Source organism: Streptomyces sp. NPDC087859 (assembly GCF_044742595.1).
Lineage (GTDB): Bacteria > Actinomycetota > Actinomycetes > Streptomycetales > Streptomycetaceae > Streptomyces > Streptomyces canus_F.
In genome coordinates this window covers 87,732-114,297 of the sequence record NZ_JBIUUU010000010.1, presented here as the reverse complement: position 1 = coordinate 114,297, position 26,566 = coordinate 87,732, and the positions used below count along the sequence as shown (strand labels likewise).

21 protein-coding genes and 1 riboswitch are annotated in these 26,566 nt (G+C 71.1%); of the genes, 4 read left to right on the top strand and 17 right to left on the bottom strand.

Annotated features, from left to right (window positions below):
* Positions 1 to 42: 42 nt before the first annotated feature.
* The 3 genes from ACIOHP_RS25110 to ACIOHP_RS25100 all read right to left on the bottom strand — a co-directional run bounded on the left by ACIOHP_RS25110 (position 43) and on the right by ACIOHP_RS25100 (position 4,810).
* Entirely contained in the window at positions 43 to 2,082 is a 2,040-nt protein-coding gene (locus ACIOHP_RS25110) for an ATP-binding protein (protein WP_401891024.1), read from the bottom strand.
* Positions 2,083 to 2,663: 581 nt separating this feature from the next.
* Positions 2,664 to 3,899, bottom strand: coding sequence for an MBL fold metallo-hydrolase (locus ACIOHP_RS25105; RefSeq protein WP_401891021.1), 1,236 nt, complete (start codon positions 3,897 to 3,899; stop codon positions 2,664 to 2,666).
* Between the two features lie 71 nt (positions 3,900 to 3,970).
* Positions 3,971 to 4,810, bottom strand: coding sequence for an MOSC N-terminal beta barrel domain-containing protein (locus tag ACIOHP_RS25100; protein ID WP_361543163.1), 840 nt, complete (start codon positions 4,808 to 4,810; stop codon positions 3,971 to 3,973).
* 154 nt (positions 4,811 to 4,964) lie between these two features.
* On the opposite strand from ACIOHP_RS25100, the gene ACIOHP_RS25095 reads away from it, so the two are divergent.
* The 3 genes from ACIOHP_RS25095 (at position 4,965) to ACIOHP_RS25085 (ending at position 7,303) form a co-directional block, all read left to right on the top strand.
* Complete coding sequence (locus ACIOHP_RS25095) at positions 4,965 to 6,143, top strand: Glu/Leu/Phe/Val dehydrogenase dimerization domain-containing protein (RefSeq protein ID WP_401891019.1); 1,179 nt, start codon at positions 4,965 to 4,967, stop codon at positions 6,141 to 6,143.
* A gap of 47 nt (positions 6,144 to 6,190) precedes the next feature.
* Positions 6,191 to 6,811, top strand: a complete 621-nt coding sequence (locus ACIOHP_RS25090; RefSeq protein ID WP_361491428.1) for a TetR family transcriptional regulator C-terminal domain-containing protein — start codon at positions 6,191 to 6,193, stop codon at positions 6,809 to 6,811.
* Positions 6,812 to 6,889: 78 nt separating this feature from the next.
* Positions 6,890 to 7,303, top strand: coding sequence for a hypothetical protein (locus ACIOHP_RS25085; RefSeq protein ID WP_361543172.1), 414 nt, complete (start codon positions 6,890 to 6,892; stop codon positions 7,301 to 7,303).
* A gap of 33 nt (positions 7,304 to 7,336) precedes the next feature.
* On the opposite strand, the gene ACIOHP_RS25080 is transcribed toward ACIOHP_RS25085, so the two are convergent.
* From ACIOHP_RS25080 to ACIOHP_RS25045, 8 genes are all read right to left on the bottom strand, one after another.
* Positions 7,337 to 8,092: an SIMPL domain-containing protein gene (locus ACIOHP_RS25080; RefSeq protein ID WP_401891015.1), complete on the bottom strand. Its 756-nt coding sequence runs from the start codon at positions 8,090 to 8,092 to the stop codon at positions 7,337 to 7,339.
* Between the two features lie 132 nt (positions 8,093 to 8,224).
* Complete coding sequence (locus ACIOHP_RS25075; RefSeq protein ID WP_401891488.1) at positions 8,225 to 9,010, bottom strand: SGNH/GDSL hydrolase family protein; 786 nt, start codon at positions 9,008 to 9,010, stop codon at positions 8,225 to 8,227.
* A 144-nt stretch (positions 9,011 to 9,154) separates the two neighbouring features.
* The gene (locus tag ACIOHP_RS25070; RefSeq protein WP_401891012.1) at positions 9,155 to 9,877 is read right to left on the bottom strand and encodes a DUF6250 domain-containing protein; all 723 of its coding nucleotides are present in this window, start codon (positions 9,875 to 9,877) and stop codon (positions 9,155 to 9,157) included.
* Positions 9,861 to 11,759 carry a hypothetical protein gene (locus tag ACIOHP_RS25065; protein WP_401891010.1) on the bottom strand — a complete coding sequence of 633 codons (1,899 nt, stop codon included), beginning with the start codon at positions 11,757 to 11,759 and terminating at the stop codon, positions 9,861 to 9,863. Before ACIOHP_RS25065 ends, ACIOHP_RS25070 begins: the two co-directional genes overlap by 17 nt.
* Positions 11,759 to 12,790 (bottom strand): GDSL-type esterase/lipase family protein, encoded by a 1,032-nt coding sequence (locus ACIOHP_RS25060; protein ID WP_401891008.1) that lies wholly within the window; start codon positions 12,788 to 12,790, stop codon positions 11,759 to 11,761. The genes ACIOHP_RS25065 and ACIOHP_RS25060 overlap by 1 nt, the downstream gene beginning before the upstream one ends.
* Positions 12,787 to 15,510, bottom strand: a complete 2,724-nt coding sequence (locus tag ACIOHP_RS25055) for a Tat pathway signal sequence domain protein (RefSeq protein WP_401891005.1) — start codon at positions 15,508 to 15,510, stop codon at positions 12,787 to 12,789. Before ACIOHP_RS25055 ends, ACIOHP_RS25060 begins: the two co-directional genes overlap by 4 nt.
* A 195-nt stretch (positions 15,511 to 15,705) precedes the next feature.
* Positions 15,706 to 16,671 carry a peptidoglycan DD-metalloendopeptidase family protein gene (locus ACIOHP_RS25050; RefSeq protein ID WP_401891002.1) on the bottom strand — a complete coding sequence of 322 codons (966 nt, stop codon included), beginning with the start codon at positions 16,669 to 16,671 and terminating at the stop codon, positions 15,706 to 15,708.
* Positions 16,672 to 16,675: 4 nt separating this feature from the next.
* Positions 16,676 to 16,833: riboswitch (cyclic di-AMP (ydaO/yuaA leader) on the bottom strand.
* Positions 16,834 to 17,149: 316 nt separating this feature from the next.
* Positions 17,150 to 19,234: an alpha-galactosidase gene (locus tag ACIOHP_RS25045; RefSeq protein ID WP_401890999.1), complete on the bottom strand. Its 2,085-nt coding sequence runs from the start codon at positions 19,232 to 19,234 to the stop codon at positions 17,150 to 17,152.
* A gap of 170 nt (positions 19,235 to 19,404) precedes the next feature.
* Between ACIOHP_RS25045 and ACIOHP_RS25040 the strand changes: the two genes are divergently transcribed.
* Positions 19,405 to 20,202, top strand: a complete 798-nt coding sequence (locus ACIOHP_RS25040) for a tyrosine-protein phosphatase (protein ID WP_361543196.1) — start codon at positions 19,405 to 19,407, stop codon at positions 20,200 to 20,202.
* 15 nt (positions 20,203 to 20,217) lie between these two features.
* Here ACIOHP_RS25040 and ACIOHP_RS25035 read toward each other — a convergent pair whose 3' ends face one another.
* From ACIOHP_RS25035 to hpnH, 6 genes are all read right to left on the bottom strand, one after another.
* Positions 20,218 to 20,340, bottom strand: coding sequence for a DUF6126 family protein (locus ACIOHP_RS25035; RefSeq protein ID WP_307023556.1), 123 nt, complete (start codon positions 20,338 to 20,340; stop codon positions 20,218 to 20,220).
* Entirely contained in the window at positions 20,337 to 20,948 is a 612-nt protein-coding gene (locus ACIOHP_RS25030; protein ID WP_361543199.1) for an XRE family transcriptional regulator, read from the bottom strand. The genes ACIOHP_RS25035 and ACIOHP_RS25030 overlap by 4 nt, the downstream gene beginning before the upstream one ends.
* A gap of 65 nt (positions 20,949 to 21,013) precedes the next feature.
* Positions 21,014 to 22,399, bottom strand: a complete 1,386-nt coding sequence (locus tag ACIOHP_RS25025) for an aspartate aminotransferase family protein (RefSeq protein WP_401890995.1) — start codon at positions 22,397 to 22,399, stop codon at positions 21,014 to 21,016.
* Complete coding sequence (gene dxs / locus ACIOHP_RS25020; protein WP_401890993.1) at positions 22,396 to 24,354, bottom strand: 1-deoxy-D-xylulose-5-phosphate synthase; 1,959 nt, start codon at positions 24,352 to 24,354, stop codon at positions 22,396 to 22,398. The genes ACIOHP_RS25025 and dxs overlap by 4 nt, the downstream gene beginning before the upstream one ends.
* 26 nt (positions 24,355 to 24,380) lie before the next feature.
* Positions 24,381 to 25,538 carry a flavodoxin-dependent (E)-4-hydroxy-3-methylbut-2-enyl-diphosphate synthase gene (gene ispG / locus ACIOHP_RS25015; RefSeq protein WP_401890990.1) on the bottom strand — a complete coding sequence of 386 codons (1,158 nt, stop codon included), beginning with the start codon at positions 25,536 to 25,538 and terminating at the stop codon, positions 24,381 to 24,383.
* 4 nt (positions 25,539 to 25,542) lie between these two features.
* A complete protein-coding gene (gene hpnH, locus ACIOHP_RS25010) occupies positions 25,543 to 26,565 on the bottom strand; it encodes an adenosyl-hopene transferase HpnH (RefSeq protein ID WP_046256357.1) in 1,023 nt (340 codons plus the stop codon).
* Position 26,566 lies beyond the last annotated feature (1 nt).

The window sequence follows — 26,566 nt, the reverse complement described above, 5'->3', positions numbered from 1 at the left end:
GGTCTGCGGGAGCGCTGGGGGGTGGGGTGGAAACGGGGGTGGTCATCCGGCTGTTGCGCTCCCGTCGTGCCGGGTGGGGGTGTGGTCGGGGCGGGCCGCGGTCCCGCCGTCGTGCGCGCCGCGCACCTCGGCTATCCGGCCCTGGTCCCTGGTGGGGGCGTCCTGGGGCGCCGGGGCGGGGTGCGGTACGCCGAGGTAGGTGGACCCCGTCCGGTCCGTGTCGAAGCGCACGGCCTCCATGTGCGGGGCTTCCTGGCGGCCCGCGTCCGGGTGGGGCGCCCCCGTGTGCTCGGCCTCCAGGTGCTGCTGCGCCTCGGCGAGGCCGACGCCGCGTTGGAAGGCCGCCATGAGACCCGGGTCGTGACCGGCGAGGTGGTCCGTCTCGGGACGCGGTGCCGCCGGGCCGTCGCGCAGTTGGGGTGCGATGTGTTCCTGGGCGCGGCGGCGGGGCAGTTGGGGCTTGCCCATGGTGCCTCGCACGGTGCCGGTGCGCGGGCCGGGCGGCACGGGGGTGCGGTGCCGGTCGTCGGGGCGGATGCCGGGGACGGCCTCCGCCGGGTTGGGCCGGGCGTGGTGGGTGCCGCGCACGGGAAGCGGTACCGCCGCGCCGCTGTCGGGCGCCGGGGCGCCGGCCCGGGGGGCGTCCGGCTGCCGACGGGGCGCGAAGGGTACGACGCGCTGCGCCCCGGTGTCGGCGGCGGCACCGGCACCCGCACCGGCTCCGGCGTACGGGTACTGCTGCGGTGGCGGCGGTACGGAGATCCCTGTCCTGTCCGTCGAACCCTGAGGCGGCACGGGCGGACCCGGCACGCCCGGGCCCGTGTCCGGCGCTCCGGTCCCGCCCGGTGACCGCGGCACGGCGCCCGGGGCGTCCGGATCCGCGCCCAACAGCCCCTGCGGTACGACGAGTACGGCCTGTACGCCGCCGTAGATGTTCGTCTGGAGCCGGACGTGGATGCCGTGCCGCCGGGCGAGCTGCGAGACCACGAACAGGCCGATGCGCCCGTCCGCCAGCAGGCTGCCCACGTTGACCTGGTCGGGGTCGGCGAGCAGGGCGTTCATCTTGTTCTGCTCGCCCACGGGCATGCCGAGGCCGCGGTCCTCGACCTCGACGGCGAGCCCGGAGGTGACGAGGTTGGCTCGCAGCAGGACCTGGGTGTGCGGCGCGGAGAACACCGTCGCGTTCTCGACCAGTTCGGCGAGCAGGTGGATGACGTCGGCGACGGCGTGCCCGCGCAGGGTTCCGTCGATGGGCGGCACGAGCTTGACCCGGGAGTACTGCTCGACCTCCGCGATGGCGGAACGCAGCACCTCGGTCATGGAGACGGGGTGGCTCCACTGGCGGCGGGAGACGGCGCCGCCGAGCACGGCGAGGTTCTCGGCGTGCCGCCGGATGCGGGTGGCGAGGTGGTCGACGTGGAAGAGGCCCTTGAGCAGGTCGGGGTCCTCGATCTCGTTCTCCAGCTCGTCGAGGATGGAGATCTCGCGGTGCACCAGTGACTGGAGGCGTCGGGCGAGGTTGAGGAAGACCTCGAGCTTCTGCTCGCTGCCCGCCTGGCTGGAGAGCTGGGCCGCGTGGACCACCGCGGTGACGGCGCCGTCGTGGGCGCGGGCCAGGTCGGCGGCGAGGAGTTCGAAGTCGTCGGCGTCCTCGGGGGGACCGCCGCGCGGCTTGCGCTGGGGCGGTCCGTCGCCGCGGCGCAGCGCCTCGACGAGCGCCCGCAGATCGGCCTCGCCGCGCGCGCTGGTGCGGCGCAGGGCGCCGATGCGGTCGCTGACCGCCTGGGCGGCGCGGTCGGCGGCCACGGCGGCGATGAGGATGCCGGCGAGGGCGACCGAGAAGGCGCCGGCCAGGACGCCCCACAGGGTGAGGCCGGGCTGTGCGCCGGTGGAGCGGACCGTGAAGAGGACGGCTGCCGAGCCGCTGAGGCCGACCGCGACGGGCGGCAGCACGGCGAGCCGCAGCAGCTGTGGCCGCAGGTGCGTCTCGGGCAGCGCGGGTGCGGGCCGGGCGGCCGGCCTTCCGTGCCGGCCCCCTTCGCGGCGGTCTGCGCGTGTCGCCGGTGCGCGGAGCTGAGCCATCGGTGTCCTCGTACTGGTGGTCCGTCGGGCCTGGTCGCCGGGCGGGCCCGGATGCCCGCGGGCGGGTTCCCGTGGTCCAGTGCGTGCTCCCGCCGGTTCCCTGGTGCGCTCGCCGCGGGCGGCGCGCACTCCGACGCGGTCGTCGGTCACCGGCTTCCCCCGGTGCCCGGTTGCGGTCGAGCTGGGGGGCTCCCCATCGCGTCGACTCCCTCCTCCGGCTCGCGGCTGCACGTGCCAGACCCCGCTCCCTGATCCGGTCGGATTCCCCTGACGCCCCCCGGCGGGGTGTGCGCCATCGCGGCGTCGGTCGAGAGCGCCGAAAAAAGCGGCCCTGCGTCGCCCGACGGACACTCACAGTAGTCGGCAACGCATCAGGTGCGGTGGGCAGTTGACAAACTCGTACGCGGAGCATCCCGCTCTGGTATGAGGCTTCGTACGACAGCCCGATAAGCCCTCGGACGTCCGTTCGGGAACGAGCGGACTTCGATCGGACCTGGTCAGAAGCGGTCACGAGAAGACGGCGAGGGCCGGAGAGCGTGACGCTCTCCGGCCCTCGCCGTCCGTGGCTGTTCGGCCCGGGATCAGCCCGCGGGCACGGTTTCGGGCTCCCCGGTGCCCTCGGTCGCGGCACCGGGAATGTCACGGGCCGTGTCGGTCGCCGGGCCCGCCTCGCTGCCCACGCCGTCCGCCGGCCACCCGCCCGCCGGCACCGCCGCGACACCTCGCCACCACGGCTCGCCCGGCACGGTCTCGGCGGTGGGCTCGAAGGGCTCGCCCGGCCGGGGCAGGGCGACTCGGGCCCCTGCCCTGCGGGCGGCCGCGAGGCTGCCCTCCCCCGGGTCCGCCCACGCGTGCGTGGCCAGGTTGAAGGTCGCCCAGTGGATCGGCAGCATCGGCCCGGCCGACGGCCCGCCCTGGAGGTCGAGGTGGGCGCGCATGCCCTCCTCGGGTGTCATGTGGATGTCGGGCCAGAAGTCGCTGTACGCGCCGATCTGGATCATCGTGGCGTCGAACGGGCCGTGCTCGGCGCCGATGTCCTTGAAGCCCTCGAAGTAGCCGGTGTCGCCGCTGTGGAAGACCCGGTGCTCCTCGCCGGCGACGACCCAGGAGGCCCAGAGGGTGTGCTGGGTGTTGCGCAGGCCGCGGCCGCAGAAGTGACGGGCCGGGGTGGCGGTCAGGGTGAGGCCGCCGACCTTGGTGGTCTCGTGCCAGTCCAGCTCGCGCAGCCGGTCGGCGGAGACGCCCCAGTGCTCCAGGTGGGCGCCGACGCCGAGCGGTACCGCGAAGAGGGTGTCGGTGCCGGCCAGCGCCTTGATGGAGGGCATGTCCAGGTGGTCGTAGTGGTCGTGCGAGATGACGACCACGTCGACCGGGCCGAGCGCGGCCAGCGGCAGGGGGACCGGGTGGAGGCGCTTGGGGCCCGCGAAGGGGATCGGGGAGCAGCGCTCGCCCCACACCGGGTCGAAGAGCACCCGCTGTCCGTCGATCTCCGCGAGCACGCTGGAGTGCCCCATCCAGGTCAGCCGCAGTCCGGTGGCCGGCGGCCGGGCGATGTCGGCGAGGGTGGTGGGGTGCACGGGGATCCGGCCCTCGGGGGCGCGGCGGGGCCGCTCGTCCTTGTCGAAGAAGACCTTCGCGAACTCCACCGTCGAGCCGGAGGGCCGGGTGCGGGCGAAGCCGCCCGGGTTCTGGAAGACCCCGTCCTTGAAGTGCGGGGATCTACGGATGCGCGCGAGGCGCTCACCGCTCGGGTCCACGCCGAAGGCCGCGGGCTGCAGCGCGCGGAGCCCGGAGCTCAGGGAACGGAAACCGGACACGGTACCTCCAGGTGGAGTCGGTGAGGCGTTCCATTATGGTCGGCCGCTCCGACAAACCAGGATCGCCCTGGTCACGACCGCGTGAATTCCACCTCGGCGGCTCCCCACGCCGTGACGTCCACCTCGTCGCCGACCGCCATCTTGCCCTGCCGCAGCACGGAGAACTTCACGCCGAACACGGTGCCGACGTCGCCGCGGCGGTAGCCGGCCAGGGTGCGGATGGGTTCCGGTCCGCCCTTGGCGCCGCGCTCCTGGTCGACCAGGGTGACGGCACAGCGGACGGCGAGCTTCGCGTAGGCGAGCTCGGTGCCGCCGATCAGCATGCGGTGGGCGCGGTCCTCGGTGTGCGGGGTGTCCCAGCCGCCGATCACGATGTTGGGGCGGAAGCGGTTCATCGACAGGGGTTCCCCGCCACGCTCGGCGATCCTCTCGTTGAGCAGGTCGAGGCTGGAGCGCGACAGGACGTGCAGCGCGCCGCTGTCCGCCCAGCCGGCGGTGCCCGGTGTTCTGCCGTCGGTCACCCGGTCGTGGTCCGGCGGTACCCGGACGAGCCTGCTCGGGACGCCGAGCACGTCGGTGAGCCACTGCGCCGCGGAGTCGCCCTGGTCGATGCCCCGGAACGGGTTCCCGAACAGTTCGACGGGCCGGCGCGCTCCGGTGGTGTCGACGTCGACGGCCACCTCGCCATGGTCCGGCGCGCGCAGCGTGAGCCGCTCGCCCGCGGCGTCGATGCCGGGCAGGATCAGCGCGAGTCTCGGGTCGCGCCGCTGTGTCCGGAAGACCCCTTCGTCGCTCACGACCATGAAGGCGCGGTCGTGGGCGAGCCCGGCCGGCGTCACGATCGCCTCGCTCGCCGAGATCCCGGCGCATCCCTTCACCGGGTAGTACGACAACTCGACGACGTTCGCCACGCCCCCGCCCCCATCCCGCCGACCAGTACGTTCCCCAAGGGAACGTAACAGCCCCGGATCCGAACCCGTCAACCGGTTTCCCCTCGCGTTGACAGCGCCCCGACCGCCTCCCGATACTGACTCACCATTCAGTAATCGACCGGGAGAAGCCTTCATGACCACCCCCCTGCTGTCGCTCACCTGGACCGACCATGTCACCGGCCGCCAGGGCTTCCTGGTCGTCGACCGGCTGGTACGCGGCGTGTCCAGCGGCGGGCTGCGCATGCGCGAGGGCTGCACCCTGGAGGAGGTCACCGGGCTGGCCCGCGGCATGACGATGAAGGAGGCGCTGCACTACGACCCCGAGGGCCGCTACATCCCCCTGGGCGGCGCGAAGGGCGGCATCGACTGCGATCCCCGGGACCCGGCGGCGTACGGCATCCTCGTGCGATTCCTGCGCGCCGTGCGACCGTACGTCGAGAGTTTCTGGACCACCGGCGAGGACCTCGGCCTCACCCAGGACCTCGTGGACCGGGCGGCGACCGAGGCGGGGCTCGTCTCCTCGATCCAGGCCGTGTATCCGCTGCTCGACGACGAGACGGCGGCCCGGCGACGGCTCGCGGAGGCGTTCGCGGTCGAGGTGGACGGCATCGGGCTCGACGAACTGGCGGGCGGCTGCGGGGTCGCCGAGTCGGTGCTCGCCGCCCTGGACCGGGCCGGGGTGCCGTACGCGGGGACGCGGGTCGCGGTGCAGGGGCTCGGCACGATGGGCGGAGCCACGGCACGGTTCCTCGCGCGCGCGGGACTCCACGTCGTGGCCGTCGCCGACATCAAGGGCACGATCGCCAACCCCGCCGGCCTCGACGTCGAGGCGCTGCTCGCCGCGCGGGACACCTACGGCACCGTGGACCGTGCCGTGCTGCGTCCCGGCGACCGTGAACTGCCGGGCGACGCCTGGCTGTCCGCCGACGCGGAGGTGCTGGTGCCCGCGGCGGTGTCGTACGCGATCGACACCTCGAACCAGGGTCGGATCACGGCCCGCTGGATCGTGGAGGCCGCGAACATGCCCGTCCTGCCCGCGGCGGAGGCGCTGCTGGCCGCGCGGGGCGTCACCGTGCTGCCCGACGTGGTCGTGAACTCCGGGACGAACGCCTGGTGGTGGTGGACCCTGTTCGGTGACATCGGCGCCGACGCGGAGGAGGCGTTCGCGCACACCCGCCGCGCCATGCGGGCGCTCGTCGAGCTGATGCTGGCCCGCGCGGAGGCCGACGGATCGTCACCGCGCGCCGCCGCACACGCGATCGTCTCGGACCGGCTGCCGGTGATCGCGGAACGGTTCGGGTGGTACCGGTGACAGCGGTCGCTCGGCCGCCCGGGGGACGCCCTGGATAGGGTGGCCGCGTGGCGAGAGTGCGGTTGAGTGTGGCCGAGCGGCGCGAGGAGCTGCTGCGGGCCGCCGTCGAGCAGATCGAGGCGCGGGGCGTGGCGGCGGTCAGGATCGCCGACGTGGCCTCGGCGCTCGGGGTCAGCAACGCGCTGGTGCTCTACCACTTCTCGACGAAGGAGAAGCTGGTCGCCGCCGCGTTCCGGCACGCCGCGGAGGACGACCTCGCACAGCTGCGCAAGCTGCTCGGCCGCCGCACGACCGCGCTGCGCCGGCTGCGGTCCGCCGTGCGCTGGTACGCCCCGACCGGCCAGGCCAAGGGCTGGCGGCTGTGGATCGAGGGCTGGGCGGCGGCGCTGCGCGAGCCCGCGCTGCAGGAGGTCACCCGGGACCTCGACCGGCGGTGGAAGGCGGCGATCACCGAGGTCGTCAGGGAAGGCATGACCGCGGGTGAGTTCCACTGCCCCGACCCGGACGGCACGGCCCTGCGCCTCACCGCCCTGCTCGACGGTCTCGCCGTACAGCTGACGTCCTACCCGGGGGCCGTGTCCCGCTCCCGCGCCCAGCAGTGGGTGGACGAGGCCCTGGCCCGGGAACTCGGCCTGGGAGCCGAGACGTTGAGCGCACAGGAGCGCTGAGGGGCCGCACCGGCCCCGCGCGGGGAGCGGCGCCCCGCAGAGCCGGATCCGACCCCGTCCGCAGAGAGGGCCCCGCCCGTGGTCTTGCCGACTGCCTCACCTCCCCTGCCAGGCACGACGAAGGTGCTGTCCGTCGGACTGCACCCGCGGGTGCTCGACTACAGCCGGATGCCCGAAGGTGTCGACGAGGCGGCCTTCACCGCCCGGATCGAGGCGGCGCACACGGCGCTGCGCGAGGCCGGGTTCGATGTGGTCCCCTGTCTGATCGACACCGATCCGGACCGCTCCGAGGCGGCCGTCCGGGAACAGCTGCGAGCGGACGTGTTCGGCTTGGCGATGATCGGGGGCGGCGTACGGATGGCGCCGGAGCACACCGTGCTGTTCGAACGGCTGGTCAACGTGCTCACCGAGGAGGCGCCGGGGATCCGGTTGTGCTTCAACTCGTCGCCGGAGAACACGGTCGAGGCGCTGCGGCGCTGGATCCGGGCGTAGCCGTCCCGGGCCCGTCCGCACCCGGACGGTTCGTCAGTCCAGTGCGTACACGGCCGTGACCGAGGCCGTCGCCCTGATCTCCCCCGGTGCGAGGGGTACCGCGCCGATGCCCGCGCCCGGCGCGTCCCCGGCGACCGGCGGCACCGGGAGGACATACCCGGTGCCGCCCTCGCTGAGCGAGACGAGGCGGCCGAGGCGGTGGCCGCCGAGCTCGGCGTACTGCGTGGCCTTGGCGTGGGCGTCCCGGTACGCGGCCTTGCGGGCGCGGGCCTGGAGCGGGCGGCGGTCTTCGAGGTCGAAGACGACGGAGTCGATGCGGCCCGCGTCGCCCGTGGCCTCGGTGACGGCCGTGATCAGGGCGCCGGTGGCCGCCACCTCACGCACCTTGATCGAGAAGGACTGCGCGGCCCGGTAGCCCCTCAGCGTCGACTCGCCGTCCTGGTAGTCGTACACGGGGCTGAGGGAGACGTTCTCGGTACGGATGTCCGCGTCGGCGATCCCCTGCGCACGCACCGCCTTCAGCAGTGCGGCGGCCGCCTCGTTCTGCGCGTTCAGCGCGGCCTGGGTGGTCTTGGCGGTGACCTCCACCCCGGCGCCGACCACGGCGATGTCGGGCTTCGCGACGGCGCTGCCCTCACCGGTCACGGTGACGGTCGCGGGCGCCGACATGACACGCGCCGCGGAAACGGCAGGGCCCGCGGCGGCAGCCCCGGGTGCGGCGACGGCGGGCGCGCCCAGGGCCAGGAGGACGACGGCGACCGCCGTGACGGTCGTACGGGGAACGGGCATGCGCGTCCGGTCCTTCCGGGGGTCGGGTGACGATGTGCCGTCATCCCAGCACCGGCCCCGGAACCGGACCGCGCACCACTCCCGTGCGGTCACCTCACTGGTCGAGCCGCCACCGCGCGGCCCGTACCGCCGTCACGCCACCGAGGCGATCCGCATCTTGATGTCGTCCGGCGACAGCACACCCTTGGCCGTCACATGGTCGCCCGAGGACTCGCCGCGCAACCGCCGCCCGATCCACGGCACCAGGTACTCGCGCGCCCAGTGCACGTCGTCGCGCCGCACGTCGAGCGTGCCGCGCGGCGGCAGCGGAGGCCACGGCTGGTCCGGGTCGGCCGGGACCTCCAGGCCGAGCACCTGACCGGCGCGCAGCGCCACGCGCGTGTGCCCGTCGGCGGAGAGGTGGAGCCGGTCGCCGTCCCAGGCCCTGCGGTCCTGGATGGTCTTCAGGGACCACAGGTCGAGGACGGGACAGCCGTAGCGGTCGGCGACCGCCCGCACATGTCCGTTGTACGTGGCGATCTTGCCGCGCAGGTGCTTGAGCACGGGCACACCACGGGTGTCGAAGCCGGTCGTCACGATCACGGTCCCGCACGCCTCGGAGAGCCGGGCGATGGCCCGCTCGAAGCGCTCGGCGACCTCGTCGGGGTCGGTTCCCGGCCGGAGGATGTCGTTGCCGCCGGCGCAGAAGGAGACCAGGTCCGGGGCGAGTTCCACGGCCTTGGGAAGCTGGTCCTCCACGATCTGGTCGAGCAGCTTTCCGCGCACGGCGAGGTTGGTGTACACGAAGGCGCCCTCGGGCCGCCGGTCCGCGAGAAGTACCGCGAACCGGTCGGCCCAGCCGACGAACGCCCCGTCGGGTCCGGGGTCGCCGACGCCCTCGGTGAAGCTGTCCCCCACCGCAACGTACGACCCGATCACTCTTCTGCTGTCACTCTTCGAATCGTCTGCCACACCCGGCATGATTCACCTTCGAATGTGACTTACGCGACCGTAAGGAAGGGTTGACGTGCGGTGAGATAAGCCACTCCTAAAGTGTTGGCCAAGCCCGGAATACCTCTCCGATCAGCGATGTTGAGGGCTCAGCCGCCACACTCGGAAGTCGTTCAGACGGAAGTGGCTCCACGTCGTCCGGAAGGCGAAGTGCCCGCTCGTGTACGGCTCCGGGTCGGTGTGGTCGAAGACGAGGCGCCCGTTGTTCCACCACCGCTGGGTGGAGCCGTCGGAGACGATCCGGACCCGGTGGGGCGCGTTCGCCACGAGCAGCGGCTCCGTGTAGTCGTAGATCAGCGGACGGACGCCGGCCTCACCGACGTAGCGCCGCAGCCGGGTCGTGGTGTTGGTGTTGGCGCCGTAGCCGACGTAGTACGTCTTGAGGTAGTCGTACTCGGCCAGCGCCCCGCCCCGCCGGGTGGCGAAGAGGTCCTCGGGGGAACGGACGTCGACCGCGTTCCAGAAGTTGTTGAGGTCGGAGACCCGGTCGTTGACGCCGCCCTCGGACACGGGCGTGGCCGTGTACTCGATGACGTAGGGGCCCTCGAGCCGCTTCTTGAACCAGATCGTCGCGCCGGCCGGTACCTCGACCTCCAGGGTGCCGCGGGAGGCGGTGACGGTGCCGCCCTTCTCCAGCTCCACGGCCCACTGACCGAGGCCGTGGCGGAAGTCGTCGTGGGCGATGAGACGGCCGCGCCGGTGCGAGGAGTGGGCACTGGCGGTCGTGGCGGGGGCGAGGGCGGTCAGCGCGGCTCCTGCCGCGAGTGTTCCGAAGGCTCTACGCGTGGTCGTCACTGCGGACGGCTCCTTCCGGGAGGGTGATCGAGGGCTTCGGCACACGGCGGGTCTCGGTGCCGAGGTAGTAGTCGGTGTACGTCGACTGCAGATAGCCGCGCACGGTCCAGCCGAGGCGGTACTCGGCGTTCTGCGCGAGCGTGTAGATGCGTGTCCTCGTCGGCTCGGTGGTGGTGTAGAGCCGCAGCGCGGTGTGGTCGGCGGTCTCGGCGAGGATCTCCTCGCGCCAGTCGCCCAGGATGTCGCCGTAGAACGGGGTGGCGTTGCGGGCGCCGGAGACCACGCCGGACGGCTCGAAGATCTTCGAGGTGGTCTCGGTCGCCGGGTCCCACTTCTCCACGTACGTGAAGTCGAGGTTCTCCGAGGCCTTGTCGCCGTCCCACCAGATGCGGAAGTTGACGCTGGGCGTGGTCGTGGAGACCTTGCCGTCCTGGACGTTGCGGACGCCGGCGCCGGGGGCGGTGACGTCGGCGGTGGAGGTCCAGTACTCGTAGCCCGGGTGGTCCGGGTCGATGTCGCCGGTGCTGCCGCGGCCGACGTCGATGTCGGTGTCGTCGGCCCAGTCCGCCGGGTGCTGTCCGGTGACCAGCCGCTCGCCGGTGTCGGCGTCGTAGTAGTACCAGGGGAAGTTCGGGATCACACCCAACTCGGCCTGCTGGATGGCGAATCCCTCCAGACCGGGGCGGTCGGGGTCGAGGTCGGCGATGTGGAAGCGGTCGCCGTGCCCGGCGCCGTCGACGACGTACCGGAGCGTGCCGTCGCCGTTGACGACGTAGTTGCCGTCGGCGATCTCGTCCTTGCCGTCGAGGTCGACGTCGACGGTGCGGATCTGGTGGAAGCTGGTCGCGCCGCCGGCGGCGGGGACAACGTACTTCCACCGCGGTGTCAGGTCGGCGCCGTCGAAGTCCCAGGTCTGGAAGAGGATCCGGAAGGTTCCGCGCTTGGCCCCGACTCTGGTGACCGACTTGGTGACCAGGCTGGGGTGTTCGCCGTCGAGGTAGGCGATGCCGAAGTGGCCGCCGGAGGGTCCGTCGGCGACGAAGTCGTCCGGGACGGGCTGCCGGGTGCGCTCGGTGCCGGTCGGGCCGTCGATCACGGAGACGAACTGGTTCGCGGGCGAGGCCGCGGTGACCTTGGAGCCGTCCGCGAAGGTGGTGCCGTCGGCCGTGTGCACCAGCACCTCGGCCTTGCCGTCACCGTCCAGGTCGAACACCGTGACGTTGTCGTCGTTGCGGTAGCCGCCGATCGCCGTGGAGCCGCTGATCGCCGCGGGCGCCGGGTCGTTGGCGCCGTTCCCGCCGACCTGTGTGTACGAGCCGGGCCCCTGGTCGACGCGCCACAGCCGCTCGCCGGTCAGCGTGTACGCCTCCAGCAGATCGGGCTTGTCGCGGGTCCCGGAGAGCCGGCTGACGACGATCTCGTACCGCCCGTCGCCGTCGAGGTCACCAGGCCAGGCATGTTGCACGGTGTAGCCGTCGGCGGTCGCGAGCGGGATCTCGGCGTAGCCCTGCGCGAAGTCGAGCGCGGCCGGACTCCGCTTCTGCTCATGCCCGTTGACGACGGCTCGGACGGTGTAGGTGCCCTTGCCGGGCGTGTTGTCCTGGTAGGTCGTGGACTTGGTGACCGGCGTACGGTTCAGCCGCCGCCCGTTCTTGTACACGTTGAAGGCGATGGCGTTGCCGTGGCGCGCGTACTCGGTGCCGAGCAAGCGCCAACTGAGGAACGTGCCCTCTCCGGAGGGTACGGCGACGAGACCGCGGTCGAGGTTCTCGACGACCCGGCGCGGGGCTTCCGCGGCGTGTCCGGCGGGTGCGGAGAACAACCCGGCCAGCAGGGCCGCCGAGGCGACGGCGACGGTTCTTCGGCGGTACGGGCGGTGCACTAGTGCTCCTTTGCGAGAAGGGTGATGAGTCGGTCGGCCACCTTGCGATGGCCCCGGGAGCTCGGGTGGACGGTCCCGTTGAAGTCCCCGTCCGTCGGGGAGAGCCAGTCGGTCGTGTCGACGAACTCCGTCCGGGGGTCAGCGAGTTCGGCGACGACGGCGGCGATGTCCTCGGCGTGCGCGCCGTTGAACGGCCGCAGCGCGAGGATGCGCGCACGCGGTGCCGCGGCCCGCAGCCTGTCGAGGTAGGTGCGGTAGGCGGCACGGAACTCGTCCGGGCCCCACGCGGTGTCGTTGGTGCCCTGGTTCACCACGATCACATCGGCCTTGCGGTCCGCATCCGCCTTCGAGCCCGCGTAGTTCCAGCCGTACGCGTCCGACGCGGCCGGCACTCCCCCGTTGCCGGTCTGGAGGACTCCCTGGCGCCCGAAGCCGACCTGGGTCAGCGAGGCGTGCAGGGCGTCGGCGACCAGCGTGGGATAAGCGGCCGTACCGTCGGCGCAGTCGGAGGTGTTCACGTCGCACAGGGCCATGACGCCCTGGGTGATGGAGTCGCCGTAGAACGCCAACTGCCTTGCCTTGGAGGCTCTTTGGTCCAGAAGTCGCCCGCGCACGCCGGTGAGCACCACTCCGGTCTCCAGCGGCGGTGTCCATCTCTCCGCCCGCGAGAAGACGTCCTTCACGGACAGCTCGACGGTGTGCGGCCCCCGCCCGGCCGCTCTGATCTCCAGGTCGTTCCGGTCGACGGCGTACAACCGCTTCGGACCACCGTCGACCGATACCCAGATCTGCGCGGGCACGGTGACCGACGAGACGTCGAAGAGGGCGTGGACGCTGTCACCGGCGAAGCGGAAGCGCAGCCGCGCACCGGAGTTGACGGTGGTCGCCGCCTCGGCGCTGCGGCCCCAGTGACCCTCGTAGGCCAGGCGCCGGTCGTCGGGACGTACGACATCGCCGGTGGCCGCCACGGGCCGCACCGCCCCCATGACCAGCCCCGCGGTCACCGCCGCGATCAAGCAGGCACGTCTCATGACGGGATCCGGTCTCCGATCAGGGCGAGGTTCTGGATCGCGGCGAGGGCCCACTGCGCCGAGGAGTTGGTGGAGATCCACGGGATCTCCTCGGTGGTGCGCAGGACGGCCGGCGTCCTGACGGTGACCGGGTTCCAGTCGTTGGACGGGAAGTAGGTGTCACTGCCGGTGTAGAACTCGTTCCACGCGCGCTTGGCGAGCGTGGCATCGTCCTGGTGGTGCGCCGCGTAGGCAGTGATCCGGGAGTGGGCGGCGGGCAGCGCCGACTTCCAGGTGGAGCCGGTGAGTTGCCGCTTCTGGGCGTCCGTGCCGTTGTAGTACCGCGCGTAGTTCAGCCACGCGGTACGGAACTCGGGCTCCTCGTCCCCGAACAGCGACACGAGTTCGCTGTTGGTCTCGACGAGCCCGAAGACGGCGCTCAGATGCGACACGCTCACGGCGGTGCTGGTCGTGACGGCGAACGTGCCGGTGTCCGCGTCGAGCAGCCCCGTCCCGGTGAAGAAGCCGTTCGGCTGAGCGGCGATCGTCCGCACCGAGTTGACCAGCTTGGCCTTCGCCTCCGCGGCGTTCGGCCCCTGCCGCTCCCACTCGGTCAGCCAGGCCGCCGAGATGCCGCCCCAGTCGGTGCCGAAGCCGACCGACAACGCGTGCCGGTCGCCGGGCGTGTAACCGTCGGTGCGGACCTTGCGCTGCGGGTCGACCTCCAGGAACGTCCGCTCCACGTCGACGAGTTCGCTCAGCAGGTCACCGGTGCGCTCGTCACCGGTGAGGAAGTAGTGGAAGCGGCGGTTGGCGGCCGTGGAGATACGGACCTGCTTGGCGCTGTCCGCCCAGTGCTGCACGCCGTGCCGGGTGCCCAGGCCCGCCCATCTGCCGAGGTGGTAGACATCGACCTCGCCGGTGTGCCGGGTCATGGCCTCCGCGAACCGGAAGACCTCGGCGGAGCCGGTGCGCAGGAAGTGGTACCAGAGCCACAGGTCGGTGCCCAACTCCGAGTTGTCCCAGGCGTATCCGCCGATGTCGTAGCGCCAGACGTGCCGGTCGTTGTCGTAGGTGTGCTGGACGTCGCCGTAGTCCAGGAAGCCGTACCAGCGGTGCTGCTCACGCTGACCGACGTAGTAGGCGAACAGCTCGTCGAGGCGATCCTCGACGGCCGCCCGAGCCTTGTCGGAACGGTCGACGGGCGCCCAGTCGCCGAACACCCCGGCCGCGTGCAGCCGTTCAGGCGTGGCGGTGAGGAGCGGCGGCGTCGCGGTGGCGGTGGCCTGCGCGGCGAGCACACCGGCCGATGGTGTCTTCTCCACGGCCCAGAAGGTCAGTTCACTGGTCCGCGCGATGCCGTACGGCGTACCGAAGCCGGGCTCGTAGTCCTCGTAGGTGATCTCCAGACCACCGTCGGACTGCTTCTCGTACGTGTCCTGCCCCAGCCCGTCGTGGTAAAAGCGCAGGTCGAGCGGGAGCGCTTCGGGCGAGTACAGCCACACGGTGGCCTCGGCGGCCTCCGTGTGGGCGCCCCGGACGTCCAGCTGGGCCGGGTGACGCTGCCAGAAGTCCCTGAGGCCGAAGGAGAGTCCGCCGCTCGCGCCGCCGACGTAGCCGAAGCCGCCGGCGCGCCGTCCGGCCGCCGCGTGGATCCAGCCGTAACCCGCCTTGGTGCGCTTGCGGACGGTGTAGCCGTCGGCGTTGGGCTGGGTGAGTGTGTAGTCGCCCCAGGTCGGGATGTAAGCGAGGCGGCTGGAGACGCGGGTGTCCCAGGTGGCGGTGTCGGGCAGCTTCTCTCCGGCGATCTGGGCGCCGCGGACCGCCGCGCCCGGGTCGCGGCGCAGCCCCGTGATGCCCTGGACGGCCTCGCTGAACAGTCCGCCGCCGGAGTTGGCGAAGCGTATGTGCCGGTCGTAGGGCTGATCGCTCAGCGGAACGGTGAAGCGGACCCCGAGGCCGCGCAGGAAGTCGCCCTGGTCGGAGCCGGGCTTCTGTTCGCCGTCCCAGACGAAGGTGTGCACGAGGCGGAAGGAATCCGCGCCGGCGAAGAAGGAGAAGCGCAGGGTGTACGGCAGCCAGCTCCGGCCGCCCTTGCGGTGCCGGCCCTCGACGCGGACGACGGCCCGGACCGGGCCGTCCTGCTCGACCTCGACCTTCTCGACCCGGCCGGCGAAGCTCTCGACGTCCGCGCCCTCTTGCACGGACTCCTGTCGCAGGGCGACCAGCTTCCCGTCCCGCGCGATCTCGGCCGCACCGCGCCGCACGCTGCGCACGACGGTGTCGGAGCCCTTGGCGCCGAACACGGCCGTGATCACACCGGTCGACACCTCGACCCGGCCGCCGGACCGGGTGACGGTGACCCTCCGCTCGGGGGCCGCCGGGCTGCCCGCCGCGAGCTTGTACGCGGTGGCCTTCGGGGCGCCGGGCGCGATCGCGTGCGCGGTCCACTTCACCGAGCCGTCGGGCCAGTGGCCGGTGACCCAGCTCTGGACGGGGACGTCGTCGCCGGCGGCGGTCGTCAGCCGGAACCTCTGCTCCGGCGGGTACGCCCCGCGGGCCCATGGCACGCCCCAGGTGGTGCCGGCGTGGGCGTCGGGCGTCGCGCCCTCCAGCCAGCGGAGTTCGGTGTCGTCCGCTTCGGCCGCGTCGGCGGTGCGGGACTGGGCCCAGGAAAACTGGGCCGCGGCGGCCGCGGCTGCGGCGCCCTTGATGACGGTGCGTCGGTCGACGCCGGGCACGGGGACCTCCGGATGCGGATAGAAAGCGCTTGCATCGCTACGGAGATCACTGTGTCCCCACCTTCCCCTCACTGTCGACGCTTTGGACAGTCGTGCCACAAGAACGCAATAAAGTGATCATGAACTCGCAAGAGCGAACACCGAAGGCCGGACCCGGGGATCGGGATCCGGCCTTCGGTGGCACAGGGGGTGGCGTCAGCTGACGGAGACGCCCTTCGCGCGGAGGTAGGCGACCGGGTCCACGTCCGAGCCGTAGTCCGGCGTGGTGCGGATCTCGAAGTGGAGGTGCGGGCCGGTCACGTTGCCGGTCGCGCCGGAGAGGCCGACCTGCTGGCCCTCGGTGACGGTCTGGCCGGACGAGACCGAGAGCGAGGAGAGGTGGGCGTACTGGGCGTAGTAGCCGTCGGCGAGCCTGATGACGACCTGGTTGCCGTACGCGCCGCCCCAGCCCGCGGAGACGACCGTGCCCGCGCCCACGGCCTTGAGCGAGGTACCGGTCGGGACGACGAAGTCGACGCCCGTGTGGTAGCCGCTGGACCACATGCTGCCGGACATCCGGTACGGGGTACCGACGGTGGCGCCGGCCACGGGGAGGGTGAAGCCGCTGGAGCTGCTGGTGCCGGTCGTCTCGCTGCTCTGCGTCGCGGCCGTCGTGTTCGACGAGGACGACTTCGAGGATTCGGCGGATTCCGAGGACGCGGACGAAGAGGACTTCTGCGTCTCCGCCGACTTCCGCGTGCCCGCGGACTTCTCCGTGCTCGCCGCGGCCTTCTTGCCGAGGGTGAGCTTCAGACCGGGGTGGATCAGCGACGGGTCGGAACCGACGGCCTCACGGTTGTCGGAGTAGAGCTTCTTCCAGCCACCGCTGACGTTCTGCTCGTCGGCGATCTTCGAGAGGTAGTCACCGGACCGCACCGAATAGGTGCGCGCGGTCGTGGTGTTGGCGGCGCTCTTCTCCGCGGTCTTCTTCTCGGTGACCGTCTTCCCGGCGACCGGAAGGGACTGGACGGCCTTCTCCGGAACGGACTGCGGGGTGGCCGCGTGGGCGCCTGCGGCACCCATCAGCGGGAGGGCGAGTGCGGCGCCACCGGTGCCGGCGACGGCGATCGAGCGGGTGAGGCGCTGGGCCTTCGGACGGCGGTGCTTACCCTTCGCGGGCATGGCGAATTCCTCTCCGGCGCCTGCGAGGTGAGCTGTCGGGTTCGGGCTGGAGATGCCCGGCCGCACCGAGGTGCGGCTTAACCCCTAGCCGTTCCGGAGACCGGAACAGGCGGTTGTACCTGTGGGTCCCCCGCTCCTGCCGTTCACGGGTGAGTTGTGCGGTCCCCGGGCGGCGGCAGGATTGGGCGTCCGTCCGGATTGATGGCGAACGTAAGCGAGCAAGACGCAAAGGGACAAGTGAGAGGTTCCAGGTGCATGCGTTCCTCTTGATCCCCTGTGAGAATTACCGGTCACCCTGCGTGAATTGCGCACGCCTCCCGCCATGCAAAACCCCTGAAAAAGAACGGGAATTACGTGGACATGACGGGCGACGCACGGTCACGGGTATGACGCTCCTCACGTGGCACATTCACAGCTCCCCTTATTCCAGAGCGAGTTGGAATGAAGGATGAGGAAGGCGCCAATTCGGACAGAAAGCTCAGATACGACGCAGTCGGAGAACTGCCGCATCCAGGTCGCCGCGCAATCCGATGCGAAGTCCGTGATGCAGCAATACGGCACCCCTGTGAACTTCGCCCGTTTCGAGGCATTCGTACGACGCCGTCGGGTCGAGCCCGCGCAGCCGCAGCGCCGGTACGGGCTCGCCGTAGCTCTGCGCCTGGAGCCAGGCGAGCACGACGGTCTCACCCCCGAGGACGTACTGGACGGCACTGAGCCCGCCCCGCGGCGGTCGCAGCCGATGGAGGTCACCGCGCTGCACCACGGGCCGGATCTCCTTGTAGAGCTCCACCCACTCACGGGCCTCGGCGAGCTCCTCCTCGCTCCACCGCGTGAGGTCGCCACCGACGCCGAGCACCCCGGCCATGGCGCTGACGAACCGGAACCGCAGCGAGCTGACCCGGCCGTTGAGCATGGCGTTCGGACTGTCGGTGACCCAGGCGGCCATCACGCGCGCGGGATGGATCTGGCCGAAGCCGTGCTGGATGGAGAGCCGGTCGAGCGGGTCGGTGTTGTCGGAGGTCCACACCTGGTCCGTACGGCCCATGACACCGAGGTCGATACGGCCGCCCCCGCCCGAGCAGGACTCGAACGCGACCCCCGGATGGGCGGCCCGCAGCCGGTCCAACAAGGCGTAGTAGGCGTGCACATGGTCGATCCAGAGCCGCTGCGGGTAGGCCTCGCCCGGCCAGCCTGCGTCGGTGAAGCTGCGGTTGAAGTCCCACTTCACATAGTCGATCGGGGCGCTGCTCAGGAGTGCGTCGAGGTGGTCCCAGAGGTACTCCTGGACGTCCTCGCGCGCGAGGTTCAGTACGAGCTGATTGCGGAATTCCGTCCGCTTTCGTCCCTCTTGGTACTGAACCCAGTCCGGGTGCGTCCGGTACAGCTCGCTGTCCGGGTTGACCATCTCGGGCTCGACCCAGATGCCGAACTGCATGCCGAGCGCGTGCACGGAGTCGGCGAGGGGCTTCAGACCGCCCGGGAAACGGTCGCGGTTGGGCGTCCAGTCGCCCAGGCCGGCGCGGTCGCTGGTGCGCGTCCCGAACCAGCCGTCGTCGACGACGAACAGCTCGACGCCGATCGCCGCGGCCCGCCGGGCGAGGGCGCCCTGCTGCTCCTCGGAGATGTCGAACTCGGTGGCCTCCCAGGAGTTGAACAGCACGGGCCGGTCCCGGTCGGCGTCCGGGATGACGTACGCCCGCTGGTAGGCGTGCCAGGTCCGGCTCGCCCCGCCGAAGCCGCCGTCGCTCCACAGGCCGGCGAAGACGGGCGTCGTGAAGGACTCCCCCGCCGCCAGCCGCAGCAGGCCCGACTCGTCGTGCCCGACGCCGCCGGTGATCTGCACGCGCGCGTCGGAGAGCTGGGCCACGGCGATGCGCCAGGAGCCCGACCAGCCGAGGGCGCAGCCGTAGACCTCGCCGCGCTCCTCGGTGGCGTCCGTGTCCAGCGCCACCCACGGCAGGTACTGGTGCCCGGTGTGCCCGCGGCGGCTGCCGATGACCTTCTCGCCGTAGGTGAGCGGCGCGCCGGTCAGCCGGGACTCGGCGGCCCAGCGGCCGTGCAGATGGGACAGCCGCCAGTCCTCGCGGTCGGGCAGGGTCCAGGTGGCGGAGTCGGCGCGCAGGAGCTCCACGGTCTCGGGCCCCTGGTTGTCCAGGGTCACCCAGCGCTCCACCACGTCACCGCGCATCCGGTAGTGCAGCGTGATCGTCAGCCCGCCGTCACGGAACCGGAGCCGCAGCTCGGCGCCCTCCGTGTCGCCGGAGGTCTCGTGGGACTCGAAGGTCCACTCGGTGCCGCGCCGTTCGTCGGTGCGTACCGACAGCGCGGGCCGCACGAAGCGGGGGCCGCCCTCGACGGGGTACTCCTCGCGACCGTCGAGCGGGGACTCGAAGCCGCGTTCGGCGGGCAGCGGGCGGGCGGCGAGTTCCTCGGCGTCGGCGAGCTCGATCCTCGGGCCCCAGTGCAGGTGCAACAGGACGTCGTCCGCGGTGAGGTGGACGGCATAACTGCTGGCAGGCCCGGAGAGAAGCCAGGTACGGCCGGTTTCGGAGATCTCCAGCATCAAATCCTCACAGATACAAACAGGTGCGCTCAAGTGCCAACATCATCAACGGCCACGAGCCCTGGGTGCAACGCCTGTGGACAACTGATTGCCCCAGGAACCGATGTCGTATCGTCGGGGAGGTGCCCGCTGACGAGCCGTGGCGGCGGGACCGGCTGGGAGGAGCCCCCGTGACGCAGCAGATCCCGTCGACCGAGCCCGAGCTGACCGGAGTGCGCAACTTCCGGGACGTCGGCGGTCTGCCGACGGTGGACGGACGGCGGGTGCGGTACGGGGTGCTGTTCCGCAGCGGTCACCTGGCGCACGCGACCGACGAGGACGCCGCCTTCCTCTCCTCCCTGGGGCTGCACACGATCTTCGACTTCCGCAACGCGTCGGACCAGAAGCTGGAGGGCCCCGACGTCGAGCTGCCGGGCGTGCGCAATGTGAACCTCCCGCTGAGCGACCCGGCGGACGGCTCGGAGTTCTGGAAGATGGTCCGGGACGGCGAGATCGAGCAGCTGCGCGAGATCCTCGGCGACGACAAGGCGGCGAACCGGATGATCGCCTCGTACCGCAAGATCGTGAAGGAGCGCACCGCCGAGCACTCCCGCGTCCTGCACTCCCTCGCCGAGGAGAGCGTCCCCGCGCTGATGCACTGCGCGGCGGGCAAGGACCGCGCGGGCCTGTCCGTCGCCGTGACGCTGCTCGCCCTCGGTGTGGAGCGGGAGGCGATCGTCGCGGACTACCTGGAGTCGAACGCCAAGCACCGCCGCTACAAGGTGCACCGCAGCAGCAAGTCCATCGCCGCCTACTCCCCCGAGGTGATGGAGCTGCTCGGCCCCCTCTTCGACGCGCGCGCCGAGTATCTCCAGGCCGCGTTCGAGACGATCGAGGAGACCTGGGGCGACGTCGACACCTATCTGGAGCAGGGGCTCGGCCTGACCCCGGACCTCCGGGACCGGCTGCGCGAGCGGCTCCTCGACTGAGCGCCGCCGTCGGTTCTACTGCTGGGCCCCGAGCTCGAACAGCAGGTAGATGAAGGCCGCGAAGAGGTGGCCCACCGCGATGTAGATGATCAGCCGCACCCAGATGCCGCGCGGGAACCTCTCCTCCATGTCCTTCATGACGTCTCTCCAGGGGTGGGGCCCAGGCACAGCGTGGCCGTGGGGCTCTGCAGCAGGGTGTGGACGAAGAGCAGCTCGACCCCGTCGGGGTCCTGAGCCGCGATGCGGTGCGGAGTCAGCGAGTCGAAGTGCGCGCTGTCGCCCGGGTCGAGCCGGTGGGTGGTGTCCCCGAGGCGCAGCCGCAGCCGTCCTCCGAGGACGTACAGCCACTCCTCGCCGGGGTGGACCCGCACGATGTCGCCCTGCGAGCCGTGGGGGACGTGCACGCGCAGCGCCTGCATGCCGCGTCCGGGCGCACCGGCCTGCCAGTAGGTCCAGCCGCCCGCGGCGGTCGGTTCCATGTCGGCGGCGCGCACGACGGCGTCCCGTTCGGCGACCGTCTCACCGAGCAGTTCCGAGACCGTCGTACCGTAGATACGGGCGAGGGCGAGCAGCATCGGCAGCGAGGGCTGGCGCTGCCCGGTCTCCAGCCGGGAGAGATGGGCGGGCGACAGCCCGGCGGCACGGGCCGCGGCCTCCAGGGTGAGGGAGGCGCGGCGCCGCAGCGCGCGGAGCTGCGGCGCGACGACGGTGAGGGCGTCGGCCGGCTCGGGTTCCGGAGAGCTCATGCCTCCATTCAGCCGGAGATTTGCCTCCAGGGCAATTTTCTTGCCTCAGAGGCAAACCACGTCGGCTAGCGGTTCGCCACCGCCTGCTTGACCAGGGTCTTCCCGAAGTCCCACATCAGCCCGCCCCCGCCGTGCGCGTCGTCCATGATGTCCGTGAAGGCGTCGACGAACCGGTCCACCTCCCGCTCCCCGACGGTCAGCGGCGGGATCAGCTTGATGACCTCCAGGTGGTCGCCGGAGACCTGGGTGAGGATCCGGTGGCGCTGGAGCAGCGGTACGACGACCATCTGCGCGAACAGCCCCTTGCGGGCGGCCTGGAGCATGGTCCAACGGCTGCGCAGGCCCAGCGACTTGGGCCGGCCGAACTCGATGCCGACCATCAGACCCCGGCCGCGGACGTCGGCGAGCAGCTCGTACTTGTCGACCAGTGCCGCGAGCCGGTTCTTGAGCAGCTCGCCGGTGGCGCGGGCGTTCGCGGTGATCTGCTCGCTCTCCATGACGGACAGCACGGCGAGCCCGGCCGCCATGGCCTGCGCGTTGGACCCGAAGCTCGCCGAGTGGACCAGGACGCGGTCGATCGACGAGTAGACCTTCTTGAAGATCCAGTCCTTGCCGAGCGTGGCGCCGACCGGTACATAACCGCCGGAGAGCGCCTTGGCCACGCACACGAGGTCCGGTTCGACGCCGTCCTCGTGCTGGTAGGCGTAGAAGTCGCCGGTCCGCCCGAGTCCTGTCTGCACCTCGTCCGCGATGAGCAGCGCCTTGTGCCGGTGCAGCAGTTCCTGGGCGGCGCGCAGATAGCCGGGCGGGGGCTCGTGGACGCCCTTGCCCTGGATGGGCTCGACGATCAGGGCGGCGACGTCGCCCTTCTTCAACTCCTTCGCCAGGGCGTCGAGATCGCCGAGGGGTACGGCCGTGTCGGGCAGCAGCGGGGCGAAGCCGTCACGGAAGCCGTCCTCGCCGTTGACCGACAGCGAGCCCGTGGTGAGTCCGTGGAAGGCGTGGTCGCAGTACAGGATCCGCGGCCTGCCGGTGGCGCGCCGGGCGAACTTCAGCGCGGTCTCCACCGCCTCCGTCCCGCTGTTCCCGAAGAACACCCGGTCCAGGTGCGGGCTGTGCGCGAGGAGCTTCTCGGCCAGCAGCCCGGGCAGCGGCTGGCAGTCGAAGCGGGTGAGGTCGGCGAGCCCGGCGTCGAGGACGTCGTGCAGCGCCTTGCGGACGACGGGGTGATGACGGCCCAGGCCCATCACGCCGAACCCGGCGAGCATGTCCAGGTAGTCGTTGCCGTCCGCGTCCCAGAAGTAGGCGCCCTCGGCCCGCTCGTAGACCTTGTCGAAGCCGATGGTGTGCAGCATGCGCGGGAGCTGGTGGTTCAGGTACTTCGAGTGCAGCTCGTAGCGCTCGGCTCCGCGCTCGGCGAGGAGTCTGCCGAGGTCGAACTCCGTGGTCATTCAGCCTTCTCCCTGACAGGGCCGCCGGTCTGCCCGCCGACGGCCGATGTTCCCTCGGCCTCCTTGGCGGCCAGCGTCTCCTCGGCCTCCTTGACCGCCAGGCTCGCGCTGATCCGTCCGGCGACCTCCACCGGCGTGAGCCCGATGTCGGCGAGCACCTCGCCGCGTTTGGCGTGCGCGAGGAACTGCTCCGGAATCCCGAACCGCCGCACCGGTACGTCGACTTCGGCGTCGCCCAGCGCGAGGGCCACCGCGGAACCGACCCCGGCGGCACGGCTGTTGTCCTCGACGACGGCGACCAACCGGTGCTCGGCGGCGAGGCCGGGCAGCGCCGGGTCGACGGGCTTGATCCAACGGGGGTCCACGACCGTGCAGTCGATACCGCGGGCCTGAAGCAGCTCGGCGGCCTGGAGGCAGACGGGCGCCATCACACCGACGGCCACCAGAAGCACCTCGGGCCGCTCACCGCGGTGCAGCACGTCCATACCGCCCACGCGGTCCACCGCGGGGATCCGCGGGCCCACCGACTCCTTGGGGAAGCGGACGAGCGTCGGCGCATCGTCCACCGCCACGGCCTCCCTGAGCTGCGAGCGCAGCTGGTCGGCGTCGCGGGGCGCGGCGATCCGCAGGCCGGGGACGACCTGGAGGATCGACAGGTCCCACATGCCGTTGTGCGAGGCCCCGTCCACACCCGTGACACCGGCCCGGTCCAGCACGAACGTCACTCCGCAGCGGTGCAGGGCCACGTCCATCAGGAGCTGGTCGAAGGCACGGTTGAGGAAGGTCGCGTACACGGCGACCACGGGATGCAGCCCGCCGGTCGCGAGCCCGGCCGCGGACACCGCCGCGTGCTGCTCGGCGATGCCGACGTCCCACACCCGGTCCGGGAACCGCGCGGCGAACTTGCCGAGCCCCACCGGGTGCAGCATGGCCGCCGTGATCGCCACGACGTCCTCGCGCTCCTCCCCGATCGCGACGATCTCGTCCCCGAACACCGAGGTCCAGGAGGGCCCGTTGGAGGGCGCGAGCGGCTCGCAGGTGAGCGGGTCCATCACACCGACGGTGTGGAAGTGGTCCTCCTCGTGGGCGAGGGCGGGCTCGTAACCGCGCCCCTTCTCCGTCAGACAGTGGACGAGGACCGGCCCGTGGAAGCGTTTCGCGCGCCGCAGCGCCGACTCGACGGCCCCGATGTCATGCCCGTCGATCGGGCCGACGTACTTCAGCCCGAGGTCCTCGAACATGCCCTGCGGAGCGAACGCGTCCTTGAAGCCCTTCTTCGCACCGTGCAGCGACTCGTAGATCGTGCTGCCCACGACCGGGGTCCGCAGCAGTACGTCCTTCCCCCAGGCCAGGACCTTCTCGTAGCCGTCGGTGGTCCGCAGGGTCGCCAGATGGTTGGCGAGGCCCCCGATGGTCGGGGAGTAGGAGCGCTCGTTGTCGTTGACGACGATGATCAGCGGCCGGTCCTTGGCGGCCGCGATGTTGTTCAGCGCCTCCCAGGCCATACCGCCGGTGAGCGCGCCGTCGCCGATGACCGCGACCACATGCCCCTTGTCGCCCTGGACCTGGCGGGCCTTGGCCAGCCCGTCGGCCCAGCCGAGCGCGGTGGAGGCGTGGCTGTTCTCCACGATGTCGTGCTCGGACTCCTCACGCGAGGGGTAGCCGGACAGACCGCCCTTGCCGCGCAGCTTCGAGAAGTCCTGACGTCCCGTCAGGATCTTGTGCACATAGCTCTGATGACCGGTGTCCCACACAATGCGGTCGACCGGCGACTCGAAGACCCGGTGGAGCGCGATGGAGAGTTCCACCACCCCCAGATTGGGCCCGAGGTGTCCGCCGGTCCTGGCCACGGCGTGGACCAGGAACTCCCTTATCTCTTCGGACAGTTCACCGAGTTCCGCCTCGGACAGCGCCTTCAGGTCACGTGGTCCCCGGATGTTCTCCAGAATCGTCACGTCGGGCCCCCTTCGGTCCGTGCTGTTCAACTCACGGTGACGGCCGGCTCCCCCGACGCGACGCCGTCCTGCTCCATCTGTTCGGCGATCTTCATCGCCTCCTCGATGAGGGTCTCCACGATCTTCGACTCGGGGACGGTCTTGATGACCTCGCCCTTGACGAAGATCTGTCCCTTGCCGTTGCCGGAGGCGACCCCGAGGTCCGCCTCCCGCGCCTCGCCGGGACCGTTGACCACACATCCCATCACCGCGACCCGCAGGGGCACTTCCATGCCCTCCAGACCCGCCGTGACCTCGTCGGCCAGCTTGTAGACGTCGACCTGGGCGCGCCCGCAGGACGGACACGACACGATCTCCAGACGCCGCTGCCTGAGACCCAGCGACTCCAGGATCTGGATGCCGACCTTGACCTCCTCGGCGGGCGGCGCGGACAGCGAGACCCTGATCGTGTCGCCGATGCCCCTGCTGAGGAGCGCCCCGAAGGCCACCGCCGACTTGATCGTGCCCTGAAAGGCGGGACCGGCTTCCGTGACCCCCAGGTGCAGCGGGTAGTCGCACTGCTCGGCCAGCAGCCCGTAGGCGTTCACCATGACCACGGGGTCGTTGTGCTTGACCGAGATCTTGATGTCCCTGAAGCCGTGCTCCTCGAACAACGACGCTTCCCACAGCGCCGATTCGACGAGCGCCTCCGGTGTCGCCTTCCCGTACTTCTGCAGGAGCCTGCGGTCCAGCGACCCGGCGTTGACGCCGATCCGGATCGGCGTGCCATGGTCCGCGGCGGCCCGCGCGATCTCCTTGACCTTGTCGTCGAACTGCTTGATGTTGCCGGGATTGACGCGTACGGCCGCACAGCCGGCCTCGATCGCCGAGAACACGTACTTGGGCTGGAAGTGGATGTCCGCGATCACCGGGATCTGCGACTTGCGGGCGATGGTCGCGAGGGCGTCCGCGTCGTCCTGCGTGGGGCAGGCGACGCGGACGATCTGGCAGCCGGACGCGGTGAGTTCCGCGATCTGCTGCAGGGTGGCGCCGATGTCGGAGGTGCGGGTCGTCGTCATCGACTGCACCGACACCGGGGCCCCGCCCCCGACCGCCACCGGCCCGACCTGGATCTGCCGCGACAGGCGCCGCTCGGCGATCGGCCGGACCGGTACCTCGGGGACGCCCAAGGAGACGGCGGTCATGTCCTCACTCCCGGTTTCCGGAGACCGTCTCGCGCATCGCGCGCAGCGACTCCTTCAGCGAACCCATGGTGGCGAGGACGGCGGTGGGCTCGTAGCCGCAGTGCGCCATGCAGTTGGCGCAGCGCGGGTCCTTGCCGCGGCCGTACTTGTCCCAGTCGGTCTCCTCGATGAGTTCGCGGTACGTCGGCACGTACCCGTCGCTCATCAGGTAGCAGGGGCGCTGCCAGCCGAACAGCGAGTAGTTCGGGATCGCCCACGCCGTGCACGGGAAGTCGACCTTGCCCTCCAGGAAGTCGAGGAACAGGGGCGAGTGGTTGAGCCGCCACTTCTTGCGGTTGCCGCCCGCGAAGGCCTTCTTGAAGAGCTCGCGGGTCTGCTCCACACCCAGGAAGTGCTCCTGGTCGGGCGCCTTCTCGTAGGCGTACGCGGGCGAGATCATCATCTCGTCGACGTGCAGGTCGTCATTGAGGTAGTTGAGCACCTCGATGACGGTCTGCGGGGTGTCCGTGTTGAAGAAGGTCGAGTTGGTGGTGACCCGGAAGCCGCGCTTCTTGGCCTCCTTGATCGCCTCCACCGCCTCGTCGAACACACCCTCCTTCGCCACCGACTCGTCGTGCCGCTCACGCAGCCCGTCGATGTGCACGGCGAAGGCGAAATAGGGCGAGGGCGTGAACTTGTCCATCTTCTTGCGCAGCAGCATGGCGTTGGTGCAGAGGAAGACGTACTTCTTCTTCGCCACCAGCTGCCGCACGATCTCATCGATCTGCGGGTGCATCAGCGGCTCACCGCCGGCGATGGACACCATCGGCGCACCGGACTCCAGCACCGCCCCGACGGCCTGCGCCACCGGCATGCGCTGCTTGAGCACACCCGCCGGGTGCTGGATCTTGCCACAGCCCTCGCACGCGAGGTTGCACGCGAAGAGGGGTTCCAGTTCCACGATGAGCGGGAACTTGTCCCGCCTGCGGAGCTTCTGTTCGGCCAAGTATGTAGCGACCTTGATGGACTGACGCAGCGGCATGGCCATC